This is a genomic window from Citricoccus sp. (assembly GCF_032154715.1).
GTDB lineage: Bacteria > Actinomycetota > Actinomycetes > Actinomycetales > Micrococcaceae > Citricoccus.
The window spans coordinates 41,104-65,558 of sequence record NZ_JALDXU010000009.1 but is presented as its reverse complement, the minus strand read 5'-3'; the positions used below and the strand labels follow the sequence as shown (position 1 = coordinate 65,558).

18 protein-coding genes are annotated in these 24,455 nt (G+C 70.1%); 6 read left to right on the top strand and 12 right to left on the bottom strand.

The features are described 5' to 3' along the window. Nucleotides 1–641: 641 nt before the first annotated feature. The 5 genes from tyrS to RUH65_RS03210 form a co-directional block, all read right to left on the bottom strand. A complete protein-coding gene (gene tyrS, locus RUH65_RS03230; RefSeq protein ID WP_313815757.1) occupies nucleotides 642–1,988 on the bottom strand; it encodes a tyrosine--tRNA ligase in 1,347 nt (448 codons plus the stop codon). A gap of 87 nt (nucleotides 1,989–2,075) precedes the next feature. Continuing rightward, nucleotides 2,076–4,316 (bottom strand): AAA family ATPase, encoded by a 2,241-nt coding sequence (locus RUH65_RS03225; protein ID WP_313815761.1) that lies wholly within the window; start codon nucleotides 4,314–4,316, stop codon nucleotides 2,076–2,078. Nucleotides 4,317–4,452: 136 nt separating this feature from the next. After that, nucleotides 4,453–5,181 carry a DNA-3-methyladenine glycosylase gene (locus RUH65_RS03220; protein ID WP_313815756.1) on the bottom strand — a complete coding sequence of 243 codons (729 nt, stop codon included), beginning with the start codon at nucleotides 5,179–5,181 and terminating at the stop codon, nucleotides 4,453–4,455. After that, nucleotides 5,178–6,581 carry an argininosuccinate lyase gene (argH, locus tag RUH65_RS03215; RefSeq protein WP_313815760.1) on the bottom strand — a complete coding sequence of 468 codons (1,404 nt, stop codon included), beginning with the start codon at nucleotides 6,579–6,581 and terminating at the stop codon, nucleotides 5,178–5,180. Before argH ends, RUH65_RS03220 begins: the two co-directional genes overlap by 4 nt. Nucleotides 6,582–6,674: 93 nt before the next feature. Then, nucleotides 6,675–7,922, bottom strand: a complete 1,248-nt coding sequence (locus RUH65_RS03210; protein ID WP_313815755.1) for an argininosuccinate synthase — start codon at nucleotides 7,920–7,922, stop codon at nucleotides 6,675–6,677. Nucleotides 7,923–8,140: 218 nt separating this feature from the next. Here RUH65_RS03210 and RUH65_RS03205 point away from each other — a divergent pair, with 218 nt between their 5' ends. From RUH65_RS03205 to RUH65_RS03195, 3 genes are all read left to right on the top strand, one after another. After that, the gene (locus RUH65_RS03205) at nucleotides 8,141–8,599 is read left to right on the top strand and encodes an ankyrin repeat domain-containing protein (protein WP_313815754.1); all 459 of its coding nucleotides are present in this window, start codon (nucleotides 8,141–8,143) and stop codon (nucleotides 8,597–8,599) included. 242 nt (nucleotides 8,600–8,841) lie between these two features. Next, complete coding sequence (gene rpf, locus RUH65_RS03200) at nucleotides 8,842–9,558, top strand: resuscitation-promoting factor Rpf (RefSeq protein WP_313815753.1); 717 nt, start codon at nucleotides 8,842–8,844, stop codon at nucleotides 9,556–9,558. 224 nt (nucleotides 9,559–9,782) lie between these two features. Further along, nucleotides 9,783–10,547, top strand: a complete 765-nt coding sequence (locus RUH65_RS03195; RefSeq protein WP_313815752.1) for a hypothetical protein — start codon at nucleotides 9,783–9,785, stop codon at nucleotides 10,545–10,547. Nucleotides 10,548–10,591: 44 nt separating this feature from the next. Here RUH65_RS03195 and argR read toward each other — a convergent pair whose 3' ends face one another. The 6 genes from argR to argC are packed head-to-tail and all read right to left on the bottom strand — an operon-like array spanning nucleotide 10,592 to nucleotide 16,689. Further along, nucleotides 10,592–11,089 (bottom strand): arginine repressor, encoded by a 498-nt coding sequence (gene argR / locus RUH65_RS03190; RefSeq protein WP_313815751.1) that lies wholly within the window; start codon nucleotides 11,087–11,089, stop codon nucleotides 10,592–10,594. Then, on the bottom strand, nucleotides 11,086–12,123 hold the full coding sequence (gene argF / locus RUH65_RS03185; RefSeq protein WP_313815750.1) for an ornithine carbamoyltransferase: 1,038 nt from the start codon (nucleotides 12,121–12,123) through the stop codon (nucleotides 11,086–11,088). The genes argR and argF overlap by 4 nt, the downstream gene beginning before the upstream one ends. Before the next feature lie 2 nt (nucleotides 12,124–12,125). After that, a complete protein-coding gene (locus tag RUH65_RS03180; RefSeq protein ID WP_313815749.1) occupies nucleotides 12,126–13,520 on the bottom strand; it encodes an acetylornithine transaminase in 1,395 nt (464 codons plus the stop codon). Nucleotides 13,521–13,526: 6 nt separating this feature from the next. Beyond that, the gene (gene argB, locus RUH65_RS03175) at nucleotides 13,527–14,474 is read right to left on the bottom strand and encodes an acetylglutamate kinase (RefSeq protein WP_396179505.1); all 948 of its coding nucleotides are present in this window, start codon (nucleotides 14,472–14,474) and stop codon (nucleotides 13,527–13,529) included. A gap of 17 nt (nucleotides 14,475–14,491) precedes the next feature. Then, nucleotides 14,492–15,652: a bifunctional glutamate N-acetyltransferase/amino-acid acetyltransferase ArgJ gene (gene argJ, locus RUH65_RS03170; RefSeq protein ID WP_313815747.1), complete on the bottom strand. Its 1,161-nt coding sequence runs from the start codon at nucleotides 15,650–15,652 to the stop codon at nucleotides 14,492–14,494. After that, nucleotides 15,649–16,689 (bottom strand): N-acetyl-gamma-glutamyl-phosphate reductase, encoded by a 1,041-nt coding sequence (gene argC, locus RUH65_RS03165; RefSeq protein ID WP_313815746.1) that lies wholly within the window; start codon nucleotides 16,687–16,689, stop codon nucleotides 15,649–15,651. Before argC ends, argJ begins: the two co-directional genes overlap by 4 nt. 109 nt (nucleotides 16,690–16,798) lie before the next feature. Here argC and RUH65_RS03160 point away from each other — a divergent pair, with 109 nt between their 5' ends. The 3 genes from RUH65_RS03160 to RUH65_RS03150 all read left to right on the top strand — a co-directional run bounded on the left by RUH65_RS03160 (nucleotide 16,799) and on the right by RUH65_RS03150 (nucleotide 23,645). Next, on the top strand, nucleotides 16,799–17,794 hold the full coding sequence (locus RUH65_RS03160; protein WP_313815745.1) for a quinone oxidoreductase: 996 nt from the start codon (nucleotides 16,799–16,801) through the stop codon (nucleotides 17,792–17,794). Between the two features lie 176 nt (nucleotides 17,795–17,970). Beyond that, the gene (locus RUH65_RS03155) at nucleotides 17,971–22,152 is read left to right on the top strand and encodes a Pls/PosA family non-ribosomal peptide synthetase (RefSeq protein ID WP_313815744.1); all 4,182 of its coding nucleotides are present in this window, start codon (nucleotides 17,971–17,973) and stop codon (nucleotides 22,150–22,152) included. Then, complete coding sequence (locus RUH65_RS03150; protein ID WP_313815743.1) at nucleotides 22,149–23,645, top strand: M1 family metallopeptidase; 1,497 nt, start codon at nucleotides 22,149–22,151, stop codon at nucleotides 23,643–23,645. The genes RUH65_RS03155 and RUH65_RS03150 overlap by 4 nt, the downstream gene beginning before the upstream one ends. Here the strand turns inward: RUH65_RS03150 and RUH65_RS03145 are convergent. Further along, nucleotides 23,637–24,377, bottom strand: coding sequence for a 4'-phosphopantetheinyl transferase superfamily protein (locus RUH65_RS03145; protein ID WP_313815742.1), 741 nt, complete (start codon nucleotides 24,375–24,377; stop codon nucleotides 23,637–23,639). The genes RUH65_RS03150 and RUH65_RS03145 overlap by 9 nt on opposite strands. Between the last annotated feature and the right edge of the window lie 78 nt (nucleotides 24,378–24,455).

The following is a 24,455-nucleotide window of genomic DNA, read 5'->3' as shown; positions in this document are numbered from 1 at the left end:
TTCAAAAAATTGGCATCAACAAACTTGGCACACTATTGAGTTCTCAAACAACAGGTGCGTAATAAATACTGACCAGATAAACCCAATTCTTTGGGCCGCTTTCCGGCTTTCCTCATCCGCGGTTCTCAACCTTATCCCTTCGATTTCATCCCGTCAAATCGGCGTTTCCGGCGATTTCTTCGAATCAAATCTCAGTTCTTCGGTTATTTCCATCCAGGTGATCCACGACGGCCGCTCAGGGGCTCAATCACTTCTACCTGCATGGCCCGTACTTCGTGCGGGACCTTGACGTTACACCTTGAAGGGCGCAGTAGTCCAGGCCTGCATGTCAGTTCGGGGTGGCCACCTGTTTTTCCGCTTTCGCGGCTGGCGACTTGAAGAACTATACACACGGATTCACGTGGCCGCAAAATCCAGGCCGGGCCGCGTTCGGCGACCCCAGATCCGCATGATCCCGGGGTTTTTTCAGACTCGCGTCCCGACGTGCCCTATGGGTGTGAGGCAGGTCTCTCGCGGCGTCCCGGCCCGTCCGAGACGGAACTGGCCGCCCCCTCGCTGAGGGAGCGGCCAGTCAGTGAAGCTCTGTGCTGCGGTTCGGAAGGTGGCCCGTCGTTCGTTCGGTAGCCCGGGCCGTCAGACGGTCAGGCGGTCAGGTCCACCAGGGCCATGTTCCTCTTGCCCCGGCGCACCAGCAGGTATTTCCCGTGCAGGGCGTCGTCCTTCCCGAAGGTGGCGTCCAGATCGGTCACCTTGGTGTTGTTCACCGAGGCACCGCCGTCGTTGACGGTGCGACGGGCCTCGGAGTTGGAACTCGACAGCCCGGTGGAGACCAACAGGTCCACGATGCCCACGGGGCCCTGCTCCCCCAGACCTGCGGCCGCCGTCGGGAGTTCGGCGGTGGCCGCCGCGAGGGTGGACTCGTCCACCGAGGCCAGATCCCCCTGGCCGAAGATCGCCGCCGAGGCGTCGATGACCTTGCGGGTGGCATCCTCTCCGTGCACCAGGGACGTGACCTCCCAGGCGAGGACCTTCTGTGCCTCCCTCCGGAAGGGCTCGTCCCGTACCTTCGCCTCGAGGGCCCCGATCTGCTCCCGGCTCAGGAAGGTGAAGACCTTCAGCCGGTCGATCACGTCAGCGTCCGCGGTGTTCAGCCAGAACTGGTAGAAGGTGTACGGCGAGCACATCCGGGCGTCCAGCCAGATGGCGTTGCCCTCCGATTTGCCGAACTTGGTCCCGTCCGAGTTGGTGATCAGCGGGGTGCCGATGGCATGGGCGGAGACGCCTTCGACCTTGCGGATCAGGTCCGTCCCCGAGGTCAGGTTGCCCCACTGGTCCGAGCCGCCCGTCTGCAGCAGGCAGCCGTAGTCGCGGTACAGGTTCAGGAAGTCCATCCCCTGCAAGACCTGGTACGAGAACTCCGTGTAGGAGATTCCCTCGTCCGAGTTCAGGCGCTTGGCCACGGTCTCCTTCTTGACCATGGTGCCCACGCGGAAGTGCTTGCCCACGTCCCGCAGGAAGTCCAGGGCGCTCATCTGACCGGTCCAGTCCAGATTGTTGACCATGCGCGCGGCGTTGTCCCCCTCGAAGGACAGGAAGCGCTCGATCTGTCCGCGCAGGTACCCGACCCATTCGGTGACGGTCTCCCGGTCGTTCAGCACCCGCTCGGCGCTCTGCCGCGGATCACCGATCAGTCCGGTGGAGCCGCCCACCAGTCCGAGGGGCTGGTGGCCGGCCAGCTGTAGCCGGCGCAGCAGCAGGATTTGCACCAGGTTGCCCAGGTGCAGGGAGGGCGCCGTCGGGTCGAAACCGCAGTAGTAGGTGACCGGCTCGCCGTCGAGCAGCTCCTCCAGGGCCGTCTCCTCCGTGGAGACGTGGACGAGGCCGCGCCACTGCAGCTCCTGCCAGAGGGTGGGGAAGGAGGGGTCATTGGTCTGTCCGGCCAGGGCCGGGTTCACGGTGGGGACACCGGTGGTGGACGTGCTGGTCACGGGGATGGCCTCTCGGGGAGTGTCGATGCGTCAGGGTGAGCGGGTGCGTGCGTCGGTGGCGGAAAGGGCCCGACGCCGGCCCGGCGGCTAGCCCAGTCCGGCCGGCAGTTCGCCGGTGGACAGGATCCGCAGGGTCTGGGTGGAGCGGGTCATGGCCACATAGAGGTCACCGACGATGCCGCCGGCCTCGGCCACGATCTGGGCCGGCTCGAGCAGCACGACGGCGTCGAATTCCAGGCCCTTGGCCTCACCGGAGGTGGTGGCCACGATGTCCTGGCCCAGTCCCCCGCCGCCGGAGCCGACCCGATCCCCGTACGTGGCCCGCAGCATGGTGGTGATCTGGCCCTCGAGGGAGACGGGTGCGATCACGGCGAGCAGGCCGCCGTCGATCCGTTCCAGGTCTTCGGCGATGCCGGACAGCAGGGCGTCCTGCCGGTCCGCGGGCGCCACTCGGGTGACCGTCGGCTCCCAGTCGCCCTCGCGCACGGCCTGCGGGTTGGACACCGGCAGACCGGCCTCCTGGGCCACGCGTGCCGCCAGCCGGGTGATCTTGGCCGGGGTGCGGTAGTTCACCGTCAGCTCCTCCAGGTCCCAGCGGTCCTGGACGAACGGTTCGAGGGCCTGGGCCCAGGAGGTCACGTTGGCCGCTGAGGAGGCCTGCGCGATGTCCCCGACGATGGTGAACGACTTCAGGGGGCAGCGGCGCATGAGCAACCGCCACTGCATGGGTGAGAGTTCCTGTGACTCGTCGACCACCACGTGTCCGTAGGTCCAGGTGCGGTCCGTGGCCGCCCGCTCGGCGGCGGAGACGTAGTGGTCTCCGGCCTGGTTGGCATCCGCCAGGGCCTCGGCGGAGACCACGCCGTCCACCCCGAAGTCCTCCAGCATGGCGTGGACGTTCTCCAGGGTGGCCTCGGCATTGGCCAGGTCCCGTTTGCGGTCGGCCTGCTGGGCGGCCTGGTGGCGGCCGGCGCTGGCGTCCCATTCCCCCAGCAACTCGGCGGCCTCGTCCAGCAGCGGGACGTCCGCCTCGGTCCACGGTGCGTCGGCGGCACGCAACAGGCGGCGACGGTGCTTCGCCTTGAGGAACGGGGCGGCCATCTCAAGGTGCCCGGGCTTGGAGAACAGGTCGGAGAGGAGTCTCTCCGGGGTCAGCGGCATCCAGCACAGGTTCAGGGCGATGCGCACGTCCCGAGAGGTGCGGACGTCCTCGGAGAGGTAGGCGCGGTCGATGTTGTTGCCTGCTCCGGAGGACTTCTCCAGCTTGTCCTTCAGTTGGTCGGCCAGCTCGCGCACCATGATCTTGACGAACGTGGCGCGGGCCTCGTTGTGCGGCTTGCCCGTGGCCCGGGCCCGGTCCCGAGCCCGGCGGACCTGCTTCGGGCGGATGGTCAGGGTGGTCCCACCGACATCCACCCGGCGCAGCCCGTCCGGGAGTCGCTGGCGGTTGGCCACGGCGTTGGCGACCACCTCGGCCATGAACAGCCGGCCCTTGACCTTCGCGACGCGTCGGTCCGTCTCGGGGACGGCCTTGATGCCGGGCATCAGCCGGCCGAGGGAGGACATGACCACGCCGGTCTCACCGAGGGAGGGCAGCACGCGGTCGATGTAACGCATGAACGACTGGGACGGTCCCACGAGCAGCACGCCCGCCGTCTTCAGCCGCTCGCGGTGGGTGTAGAGCAGGTAGGCGGCGCGGTGCAGGGCCACGGCCGTCTTGCCGGTGCCGGGACCGCCCTGGACCACCAGCACCCCCTTGAGCGGCGAGCGGATGATGGCGTCCTGTTCGGCCTGGATGGTGGCGACGATGTCACCCATCTGACCGGTACGCCGGGCCGTGACGGCCGCCAGGAGGGCACCGGCGCCGTGGTGGGTCGATTCATCGTCCAGCAGTGTGGCGTCCAGGACGTCGTCCTCGAGATCGGCCACGGTGCGGCCGCGCAGCATCAGGTGACGACGGCGGCGCACCCCGAGCCGCTGATGAGCGGTGGCCTGGTAGAAGGCGCCGGCCTCCGGGGCCCGCCAGTCGACCATGAGCCGGACCTGGTCCTCGTCTGTCAGGCCGATGCGCCCGATGTAGCGTTCGTCACCGTCGTCCATGTCCAGCCGGCCGAACACCAGCCGGTCGTCCACGGCATAGAGCTGGGCGAGGCGGTCCTCGTAGAGGGTGGCGAACGCATCACGCTCGGAGACGTTCTGCACCGAGCCCTGCGGGCCGTCCTTACGGACGCGGGCCAGCTGACGTTCCTTCTCGGCACGCAGTTCGTCCAGACGCTCATAGAGCCCGGCGACGTATTCGCGCTCGTGCTCCAGTTCGGTCTGGTGGATCGGAACCACATCAGTCATGCCTTGCACACCTTAGGGCTATCGATGGCGCCCGAAGGGTCCGACGAATCCGCCAGAACCCCTGGGCACCTCGGAACGAGTGACCATCCATGGTACAGCCGTTGGGGTGAACGCCATATTAATCCCGCATCTCGTCCCGGCTCTTCCGCCGGCGCCGTGGCTTGGCCGCCCGGTAGGGAGACACCGAGGGCTCATCCGGGAGCCAGAAGCGCCACGGGTAGGCCGGTCCGCCGCCCTCGCCGGAGACCCCGGTGCGTGGACCGCTCAGGGTTCCGGGCCGGCGTCGGGACCGCAGCCCGGACAACCAGATGCCGTCCGGCGCCGGCTGCTCCGAGTCCGGGTCCAGCACCGGATCGGGGGCCGGGCCGAGGAGCAGGGCTGAGCCGTCGTCGCCGGCTCCGATGCCCAGCGCCTGGGCCAGGCGGGCCGGCCCGGAGGCCAGCTGGCGGACCGCCCTGGCCGATGTCAGGCGGCCTGCGGATCCGGTCGCGGCACCGGCGCTGCGGCGGACGAGGGCGGTGTCCCTCCCTGCGACCACCTCGCCGGCGCGCAACAGGACGCCCGAGCTGGTTCCCTCCGGTCCGCACACGATGTTCACGCACCAGTGCATCCCGTAGGTGAAGTACACGTAGATGTGTCCGACCGGCCCGAACATGGTGGCGGTGCGGGCGGTGCGCCCTCGGAAGCCGTGCGAGCCGGGATCGCGGGACCCCTCGTAGGCCTCGACCTCCGTCAGGCGCACGCTGACCGCCGCCCTCTGACGGGCGACGGTCAGCGTGGAGCCCAGCAACAGCGGTGCCGCGTGCAGGCTCCCACGCTCCAGGGGCTCCAGTCCTACCGGTGTCACGGAAGGACCGAGGAGGCCCCGAAGGCACGCAGCGGTTCCAGCTGGGACCTGAGCTCGGACAGCTGCGCCGCGACGGCCACCGGGGCGGTGCCGCCCTGCGCGCTGCGGGAGCTGAGTGATCCTGACGTGGACAGGACCGTGCGGACCTCCGGCGTCAGGGCCGGGGAGATGGAGGCATAGTCCTCGTCCGTGAGGTCCCACAACTCGGCGCCACGGGACTCGGCCAGCTTGACCGCCTCGCCGGACAGCTCGTGGGCCTCACGGAACGGCACTCCCTGGCGGACCAGCCATTCCGCGATGTCCGTGGCCAGGGCGAATCCCTGCGGCGCCAGCGCTGCCATCTTCTCCGTGTTGAAGGTCAGCGTCCCGATCATCCCGGAGACGGCGGGCAACAGCAGCTCCAGGGTGTCCGCGGCATCGAAGACCGGCTCCTTGTCCTCCTGCAGGTCACGGTTGTAGGCCAGGGGCAGCCCCTTGAGGGTCGCCAGCAGCCCGGTCAGATTGCCGATCAGACGCCCCGACTTGCCGCGCGCCAGTTCGGCGACGTCCGGGTTCTTCTTCTGCGGCATGATCGAGGAGCCCGTGGAGTAGGCATCGTCCAGGGTGACGAAACCGGCCTCCTTGGTGGCCCAGAAGATGATCTCCTCACTGATGCGGGAGAGGTCCACGCCGACCATGGCGCTCACCCAGGCGAACTCCGCGAAGACGTCCCGGGCGGCGGTGCCGTCGATCGAGTTCCAGACAGCGGAGTCGAAACCGAGCTCGGTGGCGACGGCGTTCGGGTCCAGCCCGAGCGAGGACCCGGCCAGGGCGCCCGAACCATACGGCGACACGGCGGCACGGCGGTCCCAGTCCACGAAGCGCTCCACGTCCCGCGCCATCGCCCAGGCATGGGCCAGCAGATGGTGGCTCAGCAGCACCGGTTGCGCGTGCTGCAGATGCGTCCGGCCGGGCATTGGCGCGTACGGGTGCGCCTCGGCCTGGGCCACCAGGGCCTCGACCGTCTCCACCAGCCGGGCGGCGATCACACGGGCGTGGTCGCGCAGGAACATCCGGCCCAGCGTGGCGATCTGATCGTTGCGGGACCGTCCGGCGCGGAGCTTGCCGCCCAGATCCGGCCCGGCCCGCTCGATGAGTCCACGCTCCAGGGAGCCGTGCACGTCCTCATCCGCCTCGGAGGCGACGTAGGCGCCCGAGACGACGTCGTCCTCCAAGCGGTCGAGAGCGGTCAGCATGCCCGTGAGCTCATCGTCGTCGAGCAGGCCGGCCTCCCGCAGCACCCGGGCGTGGGCCCGGGACCCGGCGATGTCATACCGGGCCAGCCGCCAGTCGAAGTCGGTGGACTTGCTCAACGCCGCGAGGGCATCCGCGGGGCCGCCGGCGAACCGCCCGCCCCACAGTGAACCCTCGTTGGTGCCGTGGCGTCCCGCCGGCCCGGGCCGGCCCGCGGCCTGGCGACCCGCGTGGTTCTCCGACACGTTCTCGGACACGGTTCAGCTCTCGTTCGTCAGCTGGGCGACATCGGACAGCGAATCCACGTCCCCGGCCACGCGCTCGTCGCGCTCGGTGGCCACCTTCGAGGACAGGCCGAAGATGTCGATGAACCCGCGGGCCGAGGACTGGTCGAAGGCATCGCCCTCGTCGTAGGTGGCCAGGCTGAAGTCGTACAGGCCCGTGCCGGAACGGCGTCCCTGCACGGTGGCGCGGCCGCCGTGCATCTCCATGCGGATGTCGCCGGAGACATACTTCTGGGTCTCGTCCACGAAGGTGTCCAGGTTCTTCTTCAACGGGGAGAACCACTGGCCGTCGTAGACGATCTCGGTCCAGCGCTGGTCCACGGTCTTCTTGAAGCGGGCCTGCTCGCGCTCGAGCGTCACGTTCTCCAGTTCCCGGTGGGCCGTCATGAGCGCCATCGCGCCGGGGGCCTCATAGATCTCGCGGGACTTGATGCCGACCAGGCGGTCCTCGACGATGTCGATGCGGCCGATGCCCTGCGCGCCGGCGCGGCGGTTCATCTCCTCGATGATCTGCAGCGCGGACAGGGAGCGTCCATCCAGCGCGGTGGGCACGCCCTGGTCAAAGGTCACGGTGACCACGTCCGGGGCCGGCGGGAAGGCAGGGTCATCCGAGTAGTCGTAGACGTCCTTGGTCGGCCCGTTCCAGATGTCCTCGAGGAAGCCCGTCTCCACGGCGCGGCCCCAGACGTTCTGGTCGATCGAGAAGGGGTTCTTCTTCGTGGTGACGATCGGCAGCTCGTGACGCTCGGCATACTCGATGGCCTTGTCCCGGGTCAGGGCGAGGTCCCGGACGGGCGCGATGCACTTCAGGTCCGGGCCCAGCGTCTGGATGCCGACCTCGAAGCGAACCTGGTCGTTGCCCTTGCCGGTGCAGCCGTGGGCCACGGTGGAGGCCCCGAATTGACGGGCGGCGGCCACCAGGTGACGGACGATGACCGGCCGGGAGATGGCCGAGACCAGCGGGTAGGCGTCCATGTACAGGCCGTTGGCCTTGAGCGTGGGCATGCAGTACTGCTCGGCGAACTCGTCCCGGGCATCCGCGACGTAGGCTTCGACGGCACCGCAGTCGAGGGCGCGCTGCCGGATGGTCTCGAGGTCTTCGCCGCCCTGGCCCACGTCCACGGCCACGGCGATCACCTCGGCACCCGTGGCCTCACTGATCCAGCCGATGGCCACCGACGTATCCAGTCCGCCCGAATAGGCCAAGACGATGCGCTCTGTCATTGCGTACTCCTTCTGTTGCCTGCGATGGTGCCGGCGTTGCCGCCTGCGATGGTGCCTGCCACGGGGCCGCGCACCGCGTGCGGAACGGCCGGCCCGCTCTATGCAAGAGTCTACATATTTATGCAACGCATGCCGAACCGCCCCCGGCGCGGCTCAGGCCGCACCGTTCTTCCCCACGACGGGCCCACGACATCGTGCCCTCACCGTAATCTGGTGCCATGACGAGCGATACCCCACACGCCAGCCAGTCCGATGACCAGCCGACAGCGAGCGGCACCCCGGAGCTGACCGATGAGGAGCTGGAGTTCCTGAACTCCCTCTTCGACCTGGCCCGCGCCGGGGACGAGGACCAATTGCTGCCGATCCTCGACCAGGGCGTCCCGGTCGACCTCTCCAACCACAAGGGCGACACGCTGCTGATCCTCGCGACCTACAACAACCATCCGGCCCTGGTGACGGCCCTGATCGGGCGCGGCGCCGACGTGCATCGGCTCAACGGCCGGGGTCAATCCGCCCTGTCCTGCGCGGTCTTCGTCCAGAACGAGGAGTCGGTGCGGGCGCTCCTCGCGGCCGGAGCGGACCCGGATGAGGGCCCCGTGAGTGCCCGCGCGGCCGTCGACATGTTCGGGATCGATTCCATGCGGGAACTCCTGGACGATCCCGCGCTCCGCGCATGAGAGCCGGATGAGAGTTCGCGCGAACGTTGACGTTTAATTTGACGTTATCGTTCCGATGCATTTCACTAGACCTAGTCCTGCTTCGTGATCTTTTCGTGATCTGGCAGGAAGCCTGCGGAGCTCCCCCACCTGCACCGTCCCTTGGGAGCCCCGCGCCGTGAACTCCATCGCGGACGGCGGACGGTGCTGCACGGACGGTCGGGGACGACCTGAGCAGTGGTGGGCCGAAACCCTTAAACACCATGCAGAAGACCTCCACTGCCTCCCAGTCCACCCGCGGCACCATCGTCCGCCGCTCGGCCGCAGGCCTCGCCGGCCTCGCCGTCGCCGGCGCCGGTCTGACCGCTCTCTCCGCACCCGCCACCGCCGCCCCGGCCTCCAGCTGGGACTCCCTGGCCCAGTGCGAGTCCGGCGGCAACTGGTCCATCAACACCGGCAACGGCTACTACGGCGGCCTGCAGTTCTCGCCGAGCTCCTGGAGCGCCGCTGGCGGCTCCGGCATGCCGCACCAGGCCTCCAAGGCCGAGCAGATCCGCGTGGCCGAGAACCTGCTCTCCATGCAGGGCTGGGGCGCCTGGCCTGCCTGCTCCGCCAAGCTCGGCCTCTACGGCAACGGCGGCAGCGCCGAGGTCACCACCCAGTCGGCCGAGACCTCCTCCCAGACCCAGGAGGCTGCTCCGAAGGAGCAGGCCGCACCGAAGGCCGAGCCGAAGCAGGCCGAGCCGAAGCAGCAGGCACCTCAGCAGCAGGCCCCGGTCCAGGAGGAGCGCGCCTCCGCCGTGTCCCCGGTCGAGAAGTCGGACGAGACCGTCACCGTCCAGGCCGGCGACACCCTGTCCAAGCTGGCCGAGGCCCACGGGGTCGACGGCGGCTGGGAGGCCCTGTACGCGGCCAACTCGGACACCGTGTCTGATGCGAACCTGATCTTCGTCGGCCAGACCCTGCACCTGCCGGCCTGATCCTGACAGCTCAGATCTGTAGTACCGCCTGACGGCGCCGGGGGGCCAGTGGTCCACGCCGGCTGCCAGCAGCGAAACGAACGCGTTGGATGGGGAGATCTCCCCATCCAACGCGTTCTGCGTTGGTGCCGGACGCCGATAGGCTGACCTCACCCGTGATCGTTTCGCCCCGTCGCACCCTGCGGCCGGACATCACCGGTTCAACAGTCTCGAGGGGGACCTCTATGCCGACGAGCATCACCACCACCCAGCGCCAGCCGCTCCGCGCGCTGGCCATCACCGCACTGGGCGCCACCGCAGCCCTGACCCTGGCCGGCTGCGCCGGCTCGGGCGTTCCGCCGCTGGAGGACGTGTGGCCCGAAGCCCACGCCTCGATCGAGGAGGCCACCTCCGTGGCCATCGACGGCAGCGTGAGCCAGGGCGGCCAGGACATGACCGTGGCCATCTCCGGGCAGATCGACAATTCCTCCTACTCCGGCAACGTGGCCATGGGAGACGTTGCGGTCGAGATCCTCGGCAACGACGAGTACACCTACATGAAGCCGAACACCGCGTTCTACGAGGAGAACGGCGGCGGGGCCCAGCTGCAGGAGATGGTGGGTGACAAGTGGCTGGAGATGCCCGCCGAGCAGGGCGGTTTCACCATGTCCACCCTGTGGGACGCCTTCACCGAGGACATCCCCTCGTCCGATGAGTTCAACGACTCCGAGTACACTTCCGAGCCTGTCGACCTGAACGGCGAAGAGGTCTACAAGTACACCGGCAGCACCGAGGACTCCGACGATCCCGTGAGCCTCTACGTGTCCAAGGACAACAAGCTGGTCCGCGTCGAGGCCGCAGCGGCCTCCTCCGACGACGAGTCGGCCTCCCCCTCGGCCTCCTCTGACTCCTCGTCCGGCACCGGCACGATCGACTTCTCGGAGTGGGACGCTGTGGAGACGGTGGAGATGCCGGCCGAAGACGCGATCTTCTCCGTCCCCGGCCTGTAGGTCACGGCTTCGCGGTCCCGGCCGCCCGTCGGGACCGTGCGGGGTTACCCCGCGTACTCGAGGAACCGTCCGGCGACGGCAACTCCTCCGTCCGGCGCACGCGTCACGATCATGATCGTGTCATCCCCGGCGATCGTGCCGAGGATGTCCGGTTGGCGTGACTGGTCGATGACGCTGGCGAGAAACTGTGCCGCGCCGGGCGGGGTCCGGAGAATGACCAGGTTGGCACTGGATTCCGCCGCCACCAGCAGGTCCCGGCACAGGCTGGAGAGCCGGTGCTCCAGGGCCTCCGGAGCTCTTCGCGCGGCGACCTCGCCCGGCACCGGCCCCTCCGGCGGAACCGAATAGACCAGCTGCCCACCCTCACCACGCACCCGGTAGGCGCCCAGCTCGACGAGATCACGCGACAGCGTCCCCTGCGTCACCGAGACTCCGCGGGAGCCCAGTTCTGCCAGCAACTCGGCCTGGCTGTGCACGTCCGTGGCAGCGAGGACCTCTTTGATGGCCGCCTGACGTGCGGTCTTGGTGGCCGGGGCGCTCATGGGACGTCAGGATCGGCGCTGGAGTCTCGATCGTTGCCGTCTCCCGCACCGACCGACGCACCGGCCGGTGCGGTGGCCAGACCGGAACGGTAGAGCAGCCAGGCCATCAGGGCCTTCTGGGCATGCAGGCGGTTCTCGGCCTCATCGAACACGACTGACTGCGGTCCGTCGATGACCTCGGCGGAGACCTCGAGGCCACGGTAGGCCGGAAGACAGTGCAGGAACACCGCGTCCGGCGCGGCCATCGCCATGGCACGGGCGTCCACGGCATAATCACGGAACAAGGTCTGCCGGGCCTCCTTCTCCTCTTCCTGGCCCATGGAGATCCAGGTGTCGGTGACCACGACGTCGGCGCCGTCCAGTGCCTGCGCGGCATCGGTCGTGACGAGCACCGACCCGCCGGTCTCGGCGGCCCGGGTCTCGGCGGCCGCCACCACGGCCGCGTCCGGCAAGTACCCCGAAGGGCCCGTGACGCGCACATGCATCCCCGCGGTCACGCCGGCCAGCAGGTACGAGTTGGCCATGTTGTTCGCGGCGTCCCCGAGGTAGGTCATGACCAAGCCCTCCGTGCGCCCTTTGTGCTCGCGCACCGTCAGTAGGTCGGCCAGAAGCTGACACGGGTGGTAGTCGTCCGAGAGGGCGTTGATCACGGGCACCGAGGCGTGCTCAGCCATCTCCTCCAGACCCGCTTGCGCGTACGTGCGCCAGACGATGACGGACACCATCCGGGACAGAACCTGAGCGGTGTCCGCAATGGACTCCTTGTGGCCCAACTGCGCCTCGCCGGGATTGACGATCAACGGCTGCCCGCCGAGGTCGGCGATGCCCGCGGCGAAGGACACCCGCGTCCGGGTGGAGGTCTTGTCGAAGAACACGATGCCGGTCTGTGGTCCGGCCAGAGGCCGGTGCAGGTAGCGGTCGGCCTTCATGGCCTGTGCGAGGTCTAGGACCTCGGACTGTTCGGCTGCGGTGAGGTCCGTGTCGACGAGAAAGTGCCGGAGCGGCGCCGAGGACGGTGTGGTGCTGGGGGTCATGCTCAGTTCTCCTGATCGTGCTGTTGCTGGTGCGGCTGCAGGACCGCGTCCAGCAGTGACGGCAGGTCGGCCACCAGGCGGTCGGCCTCCTCCTCCCCCAGGACCAGGGGCGGGGCCAGGCGCAGGGTGGAGGGTCCGGTGGCGTTGAGCAGGTATCCCGCCTCGAGACCTGCGCGCACCACGGCCGGTGCCAGGCCGCCGTCGGGCACCGAGGCCTCGGCGCGGGAGGGCACGGCGAGGTCAACGCCGATGAGCAGGCCGTACTGGCGCACGGCGGTGACCCCTTCCACGGCGTTGAGCCCGCGCGCCAGCCGGGCACCGAGGTCACGGACGTGCTCCAGCAGGCCGGTCTGGGCGATGGTGTCCAGCACCGCCAGACCGGCGGCGGTGGCGACGGGGTTGCCGCCGAACGTGGTGCCGTGCTGGCCGGCCGTGAGCAGGGCGGAGACCTGCGGGCCGAAGCTGATCATGGCACCGATCGGGACGCCACCCCCCAGACCTTTGGCCAAGGTCATCGCGTCCGGCACCACCGGCGCATCCTGGCCGGTCACCGCGGGGTTTTGGTGGGCGAACCAGGTCCCGGTGCGGCCCGTGCCGGTCTGCACCTCGTCGAAGATCAACAGTGCGCCGTGACGGCGGGTGAGGTCCCGGGCGGTCTGCAGGTAGCCGGCCGGCCAGCCGTGCACACCGGATTCGCCCTGCACGGGTTCGATGATGACGGCGGCCACGGTCTCGTCGAGGGCTGCCTCGAGCGCGGCCGCGTCACCGGCGGGGATGAACTCGATGCCCCCGGGCAGGGGTTCGAAGGGCTCGCGATAGGCGGGCTTCCAGGTCAGGGCCAGGGCGCCCAGGGTCCGGCCGTGGAAGCTGTTCTCCAGGGCCAGGACCCGGGTGCGGCGGCCGGACGGGTCCTCACGGCCGTGGCGGCGCGCCAGCTTGAGGGCGGCCTCATTCGCCTCGGATCCGGAGTTGGCGAAGAACACGGTCGAGCCGGCCGGGGCCTCGGCCAACTCCAGCAGTCGCTCGGCGAGGGAGATCTGCGGGCCGGAGGTGAAGAGGTTGGAGATGTGGCCCAGGGTGCCGAGCTGCTCGGTCACCGCTGCGACGAGGGACGGGTGAGCGTGGCCGAGCGCGTTGACGGCGATGCCGCCGAGAAAGTCCGTGTACCGGCGGCCGTCGGCATCCCAGACATGCACGCCCTGGCCACGGACCAGAACCCTGCTGGGGGCACCGAAGACGCCGGTCAGCGAGGAGGAGTAGCGGCCGAGCAGTCCCGCCTGGGAGGAATCATCGGTGGCGGCGACGGCGGGGACCGCAGGCGCCGCAGCGGAACCTGCGGATGCCGTGGCGCCGGTGGCAGCGGAAGCGGAGGCGTCAGGGGTCGAATCGTTCATCATGTTCCCTCAGTCGTTGTGGTCGTCGGGGAGGACCTGAGTCCCCACGCCCGCCGTGGTGAAGACCTCGAGCAGCATCGAGTGCGGCGCCCGGCCGTCGACGATGTGGGCCTGCGGCACCCCGCCGTCGACGGCCTGGAGGCAGGCGGCCATCTTGGGGATCATCCCGGCCTCGAGGGTGGGCAGCAGCACGCGCAACTCGGCCGCGGACAGGGACGAGACCAGTGAGGTCCGGTCCGGCCAGTGGGAGTAGAGGCCCTCCACGTCCGTGAGGACCACGAGCTTCGAGGCGCCGAGCGCCACCGCCAGAGCGGCAGCGGCCGTGTCCGCGTTGACGTTCAGCACCTCACCCGTGGCCACGCCGTCGGCGCGGATCTCCGGCGCCACCGAAGACACGACGGGAATCCTGCCATGCTCCACCAGGTCCCGGATGGCCCCCGGGTTGACCTGGGTGACCTCGCCGACCAGCCCGAGGTCCACCGGCTCGCCGTCCACCTCGGTGCCGGTCCGCTGGGCCTGGAACAGGGCGGCGTCCTCGCCGGACATGCCGACGGCATAGCGCCCATGCCCGTTGACCAGTCCGACGAGCTCCCGGCCGACCTGGCCGGTGAGCACCATCCGGACCACGTCCATGGCCTCAGCGGTGGTGATGCGCAGTCCCCCGGCGAACTCAGACTCGATTCCGAGCCGGTTCAGCATGGCGTTGATCTGCGGCCCGCCCCCGTGCACCACGACCGGATGGATACCGCAGTGGTGGAGGAAGACGATGTCCTCCGCGAAGGCCCGGCGCAGCTCATCCGACACCATGGCGTTGCCGCCGTATTTGATGACCATGGTGGTGCCGGCGAAGCGCTTGATCCAGGGCAGGGCCTCGACCAGCACGGCGGCCTTGGCGGCGGCACTGTCCGGCGAACCCACAGCCTCGGTGGTCCCGGGGGCGCCGGCCGTGTCAGTCATCTCGCTCATGGTGGCCCTCAGCTCGAGTACGCGGAGTTCTCATGCACGTAGTCGTGCGTGAGGTCATTCGTCCAGATGGTGGCCGTGGCCTCGCCGGCGTGCAGGTCGATGACCACGCTCACCTCGCGGGGGGAGAGGTCCACGAGCTCGCGGTCCTCGCCCACCCCGGAGTCGCGGCAGACCTGGACGCCGTTGAAGTGCACGTCGAGACGCTCGGCGTCGAAGGGGGCCACCTCCTCCGGAACCGTGCCGACGGCGGAGATGACGCGCCCCCAATTCGGGTCCTGGCCGAACACCGCGGCCTTGAACAGGTTGGACCGGGACACGGCCCGGGCCACGGCCTCGGCGGCCTCCTCGGTGCTCGCGTTCACCACCTGGATGGAGATCTCGTGGGCGGCGCCCTCGGCGTCGGCGATGAGTTGGCGCGCCAGATCCCCGCAGACCGCGCGCAGTCCCTCCTGGAACTCCGCCGCGTCCGGTCGGGCCTCGGCCGCGCCGGAGGCGAGCAGCGCCACGGTGTCGTTGGTGGACATGCAGCCGTCCGAGTCCGTGCGGTTGAACGTGGTCCGGACCGCCTCGGTCAGGGCCGCGTCCAGCTCAGCGGGGTCCACGACCGCGTCGGTGGTGATGACGCACAGCATGGTCGCCATGCCCGGCGCGAGCATGCCGGCCCCCTTGGCCATGCCCCCGATCACGTACCCAGGTCCGCGGTGGACCGCCGTCTTGGGCACCGAGTCCGTGGTCATGATGGCCTCGGCCGCATCGGCACCACCCTCGGCGCCCAGTGCACCCGCGGCGGCGGTCACGCCCGGGATCAACCGGTCCATCGGCTGGGGCAGCCCGATCAGGCCGGTGGAGCACACCAGCACGTCCCCGGCGGAGATCCCGAGCTGTCCGGCGGCATGCTCTGCGGTGGCGTGGGTGTCCTGGAACCCCTGATGGCCGGTGGCGGCATTGGCCCCGCCCGAGTTCAGCACCACGGCATCCACCCGCCCGTCCGCGACCACCTGGCGCGACCAGACCACAGGGGCGGCGGCCACCCGGTTCGTGGTGAAGACCGCGGCAGCGTGGCGGTCCGGTCCGTCGTTCACGACGACGGCCACGTCCGGTTTCCCGGTCGACTTCAGTCCGGCGGCCACACCGGCGGCGCGGAATCCCTGTGCTGTGGTGACGCTCATGGTGCGATCCCCTGCTGGGTCAGGCCCGTCTCCTCGGCCAGGCCGAGAGCGAGGTTCATGGATTGGATGGCGCCGCCGGCGGTCCCCTTCGTCAGGTTGTCCAGGGCGGCGGTGATGATGACGCGGCCGGCGTGCGCGTCCACGGCCAGCTGCATGACCACGTGGTTGGAGCCCAGCACGGACTGGGTGGTGGGCCACTGGCCCTCGGGCAGCAGGTGGACGAACCGCTCCTGGCCGTAGGCCCGCTCCCAGGCGGCCCGGACCTCGGCCGGGTCCACGCCGGGCTTCAGGCGGGCCGTGGCGGTGGCCAGGATGCCGCGGGGCATGGGCGCCAGGGTCGGCGTGAAGGACACCGTGACGGGCTCCCCCGCCGCCTGGCTGAGTCCCTGCTCGATCTCGGGGGTGTGACGGTGTCCTCCCCCCACGCCATAGGGGCTCATGGAGCCCATGGCCTCGCTGCCCAGCAGGTGCGGCTTGAGGGACTTTCCCGCTCCGGAGGTCCCCGAGGCGGCTACGATCACCACGTCCTCCGGCACGAGGACACCAGCGGTGAAACCGGGGGCGAGGGCGAGCAGGCAGGTGGTCGGATAGCATCCCGGGACGGCGATCCGAGACGCCCCGGCGATCTCCGCCCGCTGCCCGGGCAGTTCGGGCAGGCCGTAGGGCCACGTCCCGGCGTGGTCGGAGCCGTAGAACGCCTCCCAGTCCTGCGGGGACCGCAGGCGGTGGTCCGCGCCGGCGTCGATCACGAGGGTGCCGGGCGAGAGCAGCTCGAGTTCGGCGGCGACGGCACCACTGGCGCCGTGCGGGAGGGCCAGGAAGACGACGTCATGGCCGGCCAGCACCTCAGCGGTGGTCTCCTGCAGGACCCGATCGGCCAGGGCGTGCAGGTGCGGCTGGAGCGATCCCAATCGCTCCCCGGCGTTCGAGTGGGCCGTGATGGCTCCGATCTCCACCTCGGGGTGGGACAGGAGAAGGCGCAACACTTCTCCCCCGGCATATCCGCTGGCGCCGGAGACGGCAACTGTGAGACTCATGCGCCCATGCTAGGGGAAATATGCAGTGTTGCCAATATTTATGCAGAGTTGGTGTGCCGTACACGCGTCACCGCCCCACGGGCCGCCGGGCGCGACTACGGTAGGCATCATGACCGAGATGTCCCTCCCCAGCACCCAGCACGCCGTTCGCGTCCATGCCTCCGGCGGACCCGAGGCCCTGCAGTGGACCGAGGTTCCCGTCCCGTCGCCGGGCCCCGGAGAGGTGCTGGTCCGGACGGCGGCGGCCGGCCTGAACTTCATCGAGACCTACCAGCGCTCGGGCGTGTACCGGATGCCCCATCCCTTCATCCCCGGCTCGGAGGGATCGGGGACGGTGGTGGCCCTCGGCCCCGAGGCCGACCGCGCGTCCGTGGCGGTCGGTGATGTGGTCGCCACGGCAGCCGGCTCCGGAACGTACGCCGAGTACTTCACCGCCCCGGTGGACCAGTTGCTTCCGGTGCCGAGCGGAGTGGACGCGGCGGAGGCCGCGGCCATCCCACTGCAGGGCATGACCGCCCATTACCTGTGCCGGTCCACCGTGGAGGTGAAGCCGGACCAGACGGTCCTCGTCCATGCCGGGGCCGGGGGCGTCGGCCTGCTGCTGACGCAGTTGTGCGTGTCCCACGGCGCCACCGTCATCACTACGGCCTCCACCGAGGAGAAGAAGTCGCTCTCCCGCGCGGCGGGCGCCAGCCACGTCCTCGACTACTCGGGTTTCGCCGACTCCGTGCGGGACCTCACCGGCGGACGCGGCGTGGACGCCGTGTTCGACGGGGTCGGCCGGGACACCTTCGACGAGTCCCTGGCCTCCCTGCGGATCCGTGGCACCCTGGCCCTCTTCGGCGGCGCCTCGGGACCGGTGCCACCGGTGGATCCCCAGCGCCTCAACTCCGCCGGCTCGGTGTTCCTCACCCGCCCCACCCTGGTGCACCACACGCTGACGGCCGAGGAGACCCGGTGGCGGGCCAGGGAATTGTTCTCCGCCCTCGACGCCGGCACCCTCGACTTCCGCATCGGCGCCACCTACCCCCTCGCCGAGTCAGGCCGGGCGCACGGGGACCTCGAGTCACGCCGCACCACCGGAAAGTCCCTGCTGTTGCCTTAGTCCCACCGGCGGCCGGGACACCGCCGGGCACCGTCGTCGGGCGACCGGCAGGCGGCGAGATCTCCGGACCGAGGGACAGAAATCACGATAAGATGACAGGCATTCTTTTCTCGATCCGCACTTTTGTCCCGTTCTGACCCCGTTGAACCTGAGCCGGAAGTAGGCCGAACACCGCCGTGTCCCCCCATGTGCCCCAGTTGCCCGCCGCTGAGAAGGCCGCCCCGGTCCGGACCTTGGTCCAATTGCTGGAGGCCACCGCCCAGCAGCACCCCGAGGCGCCGGCCCTGGACGATGGCGAGACCGTCCTGTCCTATGCGGAGCTGTTGGACGACGTGAAAGCGACCGCCCGAGCCCTCCACGCTGCCGGGCTCGGCGCCGGGGATCGGATCGGAATCCGCATCCCTTCTGGAACGGTGGATCTCTACGTCTCCATCCTGGCCACCCTGTACATCGGCGCCGCCTACGTCCCGGTGGACGCGGACGACCCGGATGAGAGGGCCCGGCTGGTGTTCTCCGAAGCCCAGGTCTCCGCCATCCTCTCCGGTGAGGGCCGGGTGCAGACGTCCTCGAAGCGTCCCAAGCCGTTCCCCAGCCCGCGTGAGCCCGGACCAGAAGACGATGCCTGGATCATCTTCACCTCCGGTTCCACCGGGACACCCAAGGGCGTTGCCGTCACCCATCGGAACGCCGCCGCCTTCGTGGACGCCGAGTCACGGATCTTCCTCCAGGACGACCCGCTCGCCCCGGGAGACCGCGTCCTGGCCGGGCTCTCCGTCGCCTTCGATGCCTCCTGCGAGGAGATGTGGCTGGCCTGGCGCCACGGTGCCTGCCTGGTTCCCGCCCCGCGCTCACTGGTCCGATCCGGTATGGACCTCGGGCCCTGGCTCGTCTCCCGCTCCATCAATGTGGTGTCCACCGTGCCGACACTGGCAGCCCTGTGGCCTCCGGAGGCCCTCGAGAACGTGCGGTTGCTGATCTTCGGCGGTGAGGCCTGCCCGCCGGACCTGGCCGCTCGCCTGGCCGAGGACGACCGTGAGCTCTGGAACACCTACGGACCCACGGAGGCCACGGTGGTGGCCTGCGCCGCCCCCCTGGACGGACAGGGGCCGGTGCGGATCGGCTTGCCCCTGGACGGCTGGGACCTGGCCATCGTGGACCCGGTGACGGGGATCCCCGTCGCCCAGGGTGAGACGGGCGAGCTCATCATCGGCGGGGTCGGGCTGGCCCGCTATCTCGACCCGGCCAAGGACGCCGAGAAGTATGCACCCCTGGAGACTCTCGGATGGGACCGCGCCTACCGTTCCGGGGACCTCGTGGTCTGGGATCCGGAGGGTCTGCTGTTCGTGGGCCGCGCCGATGAGCAGGTCAAGCTCGGCGGCCGCCGCATCGAACTCGGCGAGATCGACGCGGCCCTGCAGGCTCTGCCGGGCGTCGCCGGCGGGGCGGCCGCGGTCCAGACGACCCCGGCCGGGACTCAACTGCTCATCGGGTACCTGGCCGTGCCGGCGCCGATGACGGGACAGGACGAACCGGACCTGAAGGCCTTCCGCCGGCTCCTCGAGCAGGAGTTGCCCGGAGCGCTGGTCCCCCGCCTGGTGACGGTGGAGACCCTGCCCACCAAGACCTCCGGCAAGGTGGACCGCAACGCCCTGCCCTGGCCGCTGCCGGGCCAGTCGGGAGCGGGTGCCGGCCATGGCGGCTCCGGCCCGGTCACCGAGCTCCCCGTAGACCCCGAGTCCCCTGGCGGCTGGGTGCTGACCCACTGGGCGGACGTGCTGGGCGCCGCCCCCGGGGATCTGGACACCGACTTCTTCGCCTCCGGCGGCGGGTCGCTGGCCGCCGCGCAACTCGTTTCCCGGCTGCGCACCCGATACCCCTCCGTCACCGTGCGGGATGTCTACGCCCACCCCCGTGCCGGAGCCCTGCTGGAGGCCGTCACCGGCAACGACGGCAGGCCGGTGGAACCGGCCGAACCCGTGGATCCGCGCCCGGTGGTCCGCACCGCCCTCCGGGCCCAGGTGTTCCAGACACTGATGGGCATCCCCCTGGTCATCCTCGTGGCCATGCGCTGGGTCGTCTACCTGGCCGCCGGTGCCAATCTGGCCGCGGCCTGGGGCATTCTGCCCGCGGCACCGACCGTCTCCTGGTGGTGGGTCCTGGCCGGCTGGCTCGTGTTCGTCTCCCCGCCGGGGCGCATGGCCCTCTCCGTGGTAGCGGCCCGTTCGCTGCTGCGCGGGATCCGTCCCGGTTCCTATCCGCGGTCCGGCAAGGTCCATCTGCGCCTGTGGCTGGCCCAGCACATCTCCGACCTCGTGGACCCGGTGTCCCTGGGCGGCGCCCTGTGGGTGCCGACCTACGCCCGCCTGCTCGGGGCCCGCATCGGCCGGAACGTGGACCTGCACTCTGTCCCCCCGGTCACCGGCCTCCTCGACCTCGGTACGGGCAGCTCAATCGAACCCGAGGTAGACCTGTCCGGCTACTGGATCGACGGCGACGTGGTCCACATCGGTGCCGTCACCGTCGGCCCGGACGCCGTGATCGGCACCCGCTCCACCCTGATGCCCGGCGCCGTGATCGGCACCGGCACCGTGATTCAGCCCGGCTCCACGGTGATCGGCAAGTCCAAGGACGGCCTCGAGTACGCCGGTTCGCCCGCGCAGCGGCTCGGCAAGGCCCGGTACCACGGCCCCAACATCGATCCACCGCGCGCCACGGGGTGGCTCGTGCTGTCCACCATCGGCTCCGGCGTCCTGGCCCTGTTGCCCGTGGCCGCGGCGCTGACCGCTGCACTGGTGGGCCTGTGGTCACTGACCTGGTGGCCGGACGCACCACCGTCCGGCCAGGCCGACGAACTGCTGCCAGTCGGATCGGCCGGCGCGCCAGAGACCGCCGTCGGCTCCGCGTGGCGGTTGCTGGCGGCCAGCCCGCTGATCGCCGCGGTGTGGTTCGGGGCGAACATGCTCTTCACCGTGGCCTCCGTGCGGCTGCTGTCCCTCGGGGTGACGGAGGGCTATCACGCCGTGCGTTCTCGCATCGGCTGGCAGTTGTGGGCCACGGAGCGGGTGCTGGACACGGCGCGTGACCTGCTGTTCCCGCTGTACGCCTCCCGCTTCACGCCGGTCTGGCTGCGGTGGCTCGGGGCGGAGGTCGGCACCAACGTGGAGGCCTCCACGGTCATCCTCCAGCCGGCCCTGACCCAGATCGGCGACGGCGCGTTCCTCGCCGACGACACCATGATCGGCTCCTACGAACTCCAACGCGGGTGGATGCACGTGGGTCAGGCGAAGGTCGGCAAGAAGTCCTTCGTGGGCAACTCCGGCATGGTCGCCGCCGGGCGCAAGCTCTCCAAGAACTCCCTCGTGGCGGTTCTGTCCGCGGCCCCGAAGAAGACCAAGTCTGGATCCTCCTGGCTGGGATCCCCTCCGGTGCGCCTGCGCCGGACGGAGGTCGAGGCGGACGACGCCCTCACCTATGCCCCGCCGGCGCGGCTCAAGCTGGTGCGCAGTGCCTGGGAGTCCCTGCGCCTGCTGGCCGTCTGGTGCTCCGTGGTCATCGCCGTGGCCGTGGTGGTCGCCCTCGACGGGCTCGCCCAGCTGGGTGGCGGTGCCGCAGACGGGGCCGGCCCGGGGGGCTGGTGGCTCGCCGCCGTGCTCGGCGGCGTGGTCCTGATGCTGGCCGGTGCGCTGGCGGCCGGATCCTCCGTGCTGGCCAAGAAGTTCTTGGTCGGGCGGGTCAGCACCGGCGAGCACCCCCTGTGGAGCTCCTTCATCTGGCGCAACGAGGTGGTGGACAACTTCATCGAGGTGGTCTCCGCCCCCTGGTTCGGGCGGATCGCCTCCGGCACACCCTCCCTCGTCTGGTGGCTGCGCGCGCTCGGCGCCCGGATCGGCCACGGCGTGTGGTGCGAGTCCTACTGGCTGCCGGAGGCCGACCTGGTGACCCTGGGTGACTCCTCGACCGTGAACCGGGGCTGCGTGGTCCAGACCCACCTGTTCCACGACCGCGTGATGTCCCTGGACACCGTGACGCTGGGCACGGGCTCGACGCTCGGCCCGAACTCCGTGATCCTGCCGGCGGCCTCCATCGACGACGGCGGCACGGTCGGCGCCGGATCGCTGATCATGCGCGGGGAGATGGTCCCGGGCCACTCATGGTGGACCGGCAACCCGGTGGCGCCGTGGAAGGGGCCCAAGATCAAGGGCCGGGCGGCGGCTATCTCTAGACTGGAACGGCTCGAGGAGAAGGCCGGCCGGGCAGCCGAGAGGGCCGCCGGGCAGGATGCCGCCGAGCAAACCGCCAAGCCAGCCGCCAAGATGGTCCACACCGCCGATGAACCCGAGGAGCACAGCCGCCCGTGAGTCAGGAAACCCCGGTCCTTCCCGATCCCTATCTGCCGGGATCCGGAACCCCGGACTTCACGGTGGGCCACTACGAGCTTCAGTTGGAGGTCAAGCTGGCCGCCAACCGGATCGCCGGGAAAGCCCGGCTCGAGGGGACCCTCCTGCGCCCGGCGAAGCGGATCGAGCTGGATCTGCACGAACTCTCGGTCAGCAAGGTCACCGCGGCCTCGCAGGGCCGCACCGTCAAGGTGGCCAAGACCGCCTCGCGGAAGAGCCGGCTGGTCATCGACCTGGCCGCGCCCCTCGAGGCCGGCGCCCCCCTCACCCTCGAGGTCACCTACGCCGGCGTGCCGACGTTGCGGCACGGACCCTGGGGCGAGATCGGCTGGGAGGAGCTGACCGACGGTGTGCTGGTGGCCGGCCAGCCCAACGGTGCCGCCACCTGGTTCCCGTGCGTGGACCACCCCTCGGTGAAGTCCACCTACCACTTCACCGTGGCCACGGACGCGGGCTACCTGCCCGTCTGCAACGGGCTGCCCACCGGGCACCGGCGCCGGTCCTCGCGTGAGGAATGGACCTGGGAGCTGCGTGATCCGGCACCGAGCTACCTCGTGACCCTGCAGGTTGGCCGGTACCAGTTGGTGGCCGTGCCCGAGCACCCCACTGGCCGGCACCACGCCCCGGGATCCGTACGCCAGCGGGTCCAGGACCTCGTGCAGGACCTGTTGCCCGGTCCTGGTGCGGAGCATCCGGGGCAAGGCCCGTGGCAGCCCCCGGAGGACGGCGGCGCTGCCGCCGGTCACGGCTCGGCCCCGGTCTTCCTGGCGGTCTCACCGGCTCTGCAGGTCCGGGCTCTGGAGGCCCTGGGGCGGCAGACCGAGATGATGGCGTGCTTCAGCTGGCATTTCGGCCCCTATCCCTTCGATCGGTACACGGCCGTGGTGACGGACGACGATCTCGAGATCCCGCTGGAGGCGGCTTCTCTGTCCATCTTCGGGGCCAACCACCTGACGGGCTCGTGGGCCGCCGAACGGCTGGTGGCCCACGAGCTGGCGCACCAGTGGTTCGGCAACGCGCTGACGTTGCGCCGGTGGCAGGACATCTGGTTGCACGAGGGGTTCGCCTGCTACAGCGAATGGCTGTGGGGCTCGGAATCGGGGCACGGCACCCTGGCCTCTCTGGCTCGCTCCGCCTGGCGCGGTCTGGTACTGAAGGCGAAGGACCTTGTGGTGGCGGACCCGGGACCCGAGCTGATGTTCGACGACCGCGTCTACAAGCGCGGGGCCCTGACGCTGTTCGCCCTCAACCGTGCCCTGGGCGATGAGGTGTTCACCGGCCTGATCCGGTCCTGGGTAGCGGAGCACCGGCATGCCTCCGTGGACACGGAAATGTTCCTGGACCATGCCGACCGGCAGGCCGAGGCGGCCGGTCACCCGGCAGGTCATGCCCGCGCGGTCATGCGCCCCTGGCTGTGCGAGCCCGGGCTGCCGGCCTTCCCCGCCTCACGCTGACGCTGCGGGAGCCCCTTCGGCTCCCGGCCCGGCCGGAGGCCGGTGACCGGCGGGTGGCAGGAGCACGACGGCGCCGAGCAAGGGATCGGGGGCGTGGCCCCCTGGCCAGTCACGATCCGGAACGATGCGGGCCCCGGGTCGGTCCGGCACCGCCAGTTCCAGGCTCCCGGGCGCCGTGACCGCCACGTCGGCGGGGTCATCGATGAATCCGGTGCCGCGAGCCTTGGCGAGGGCCTCCTTGGCGCACCACAACTGGCCGCGGGCTCCCGGGCGCACATGGTCCTCCAGAGCGCCGATCAGCCGCTCCTCAGTCGCGGAGAAGCCGACGCCCGCGAGTTCAGAGGGTCCGGCGAAGGCCGCGGATCCGGCCTGCTCGAGGTCGACCCCGATCCGCCAGCCCGCAGCCGCGTCCGGTGCCCCGAGCCAGGCGGTGGCCAGCCACCCTCCGGCCCGGCTGAAGCTCACAGCCGGCAGTGGGGCGGCCAGGTCCCCCGCTGCGAGGGCATCCGGGCCCCGCCGGCGCCGGGCCACCCGGCTGTGACGCAGCTCCGGCTGGCCGTGGTCCTCGGATCCACAGTGAGGGCAGCGGTGGGTGACCTCGAAGGTCGCCGGACGCAGCCCCAGGGACACGGCGAGGAAGTCGAGGGCCTCACGGCGCTGGTCACCAGCCCGTGGGCCGGTGACCACCACATGCCATCCCGGTCCCGACGCCGGCCCGCCGCCTGTGCCCATGGTCCCTGCCTTCCCTGCGTCCCGTGCCTGCCCGGCTTGCGCTGCCCGCCCTGCTGGTGGTGTCCCCGACCTCGTGGC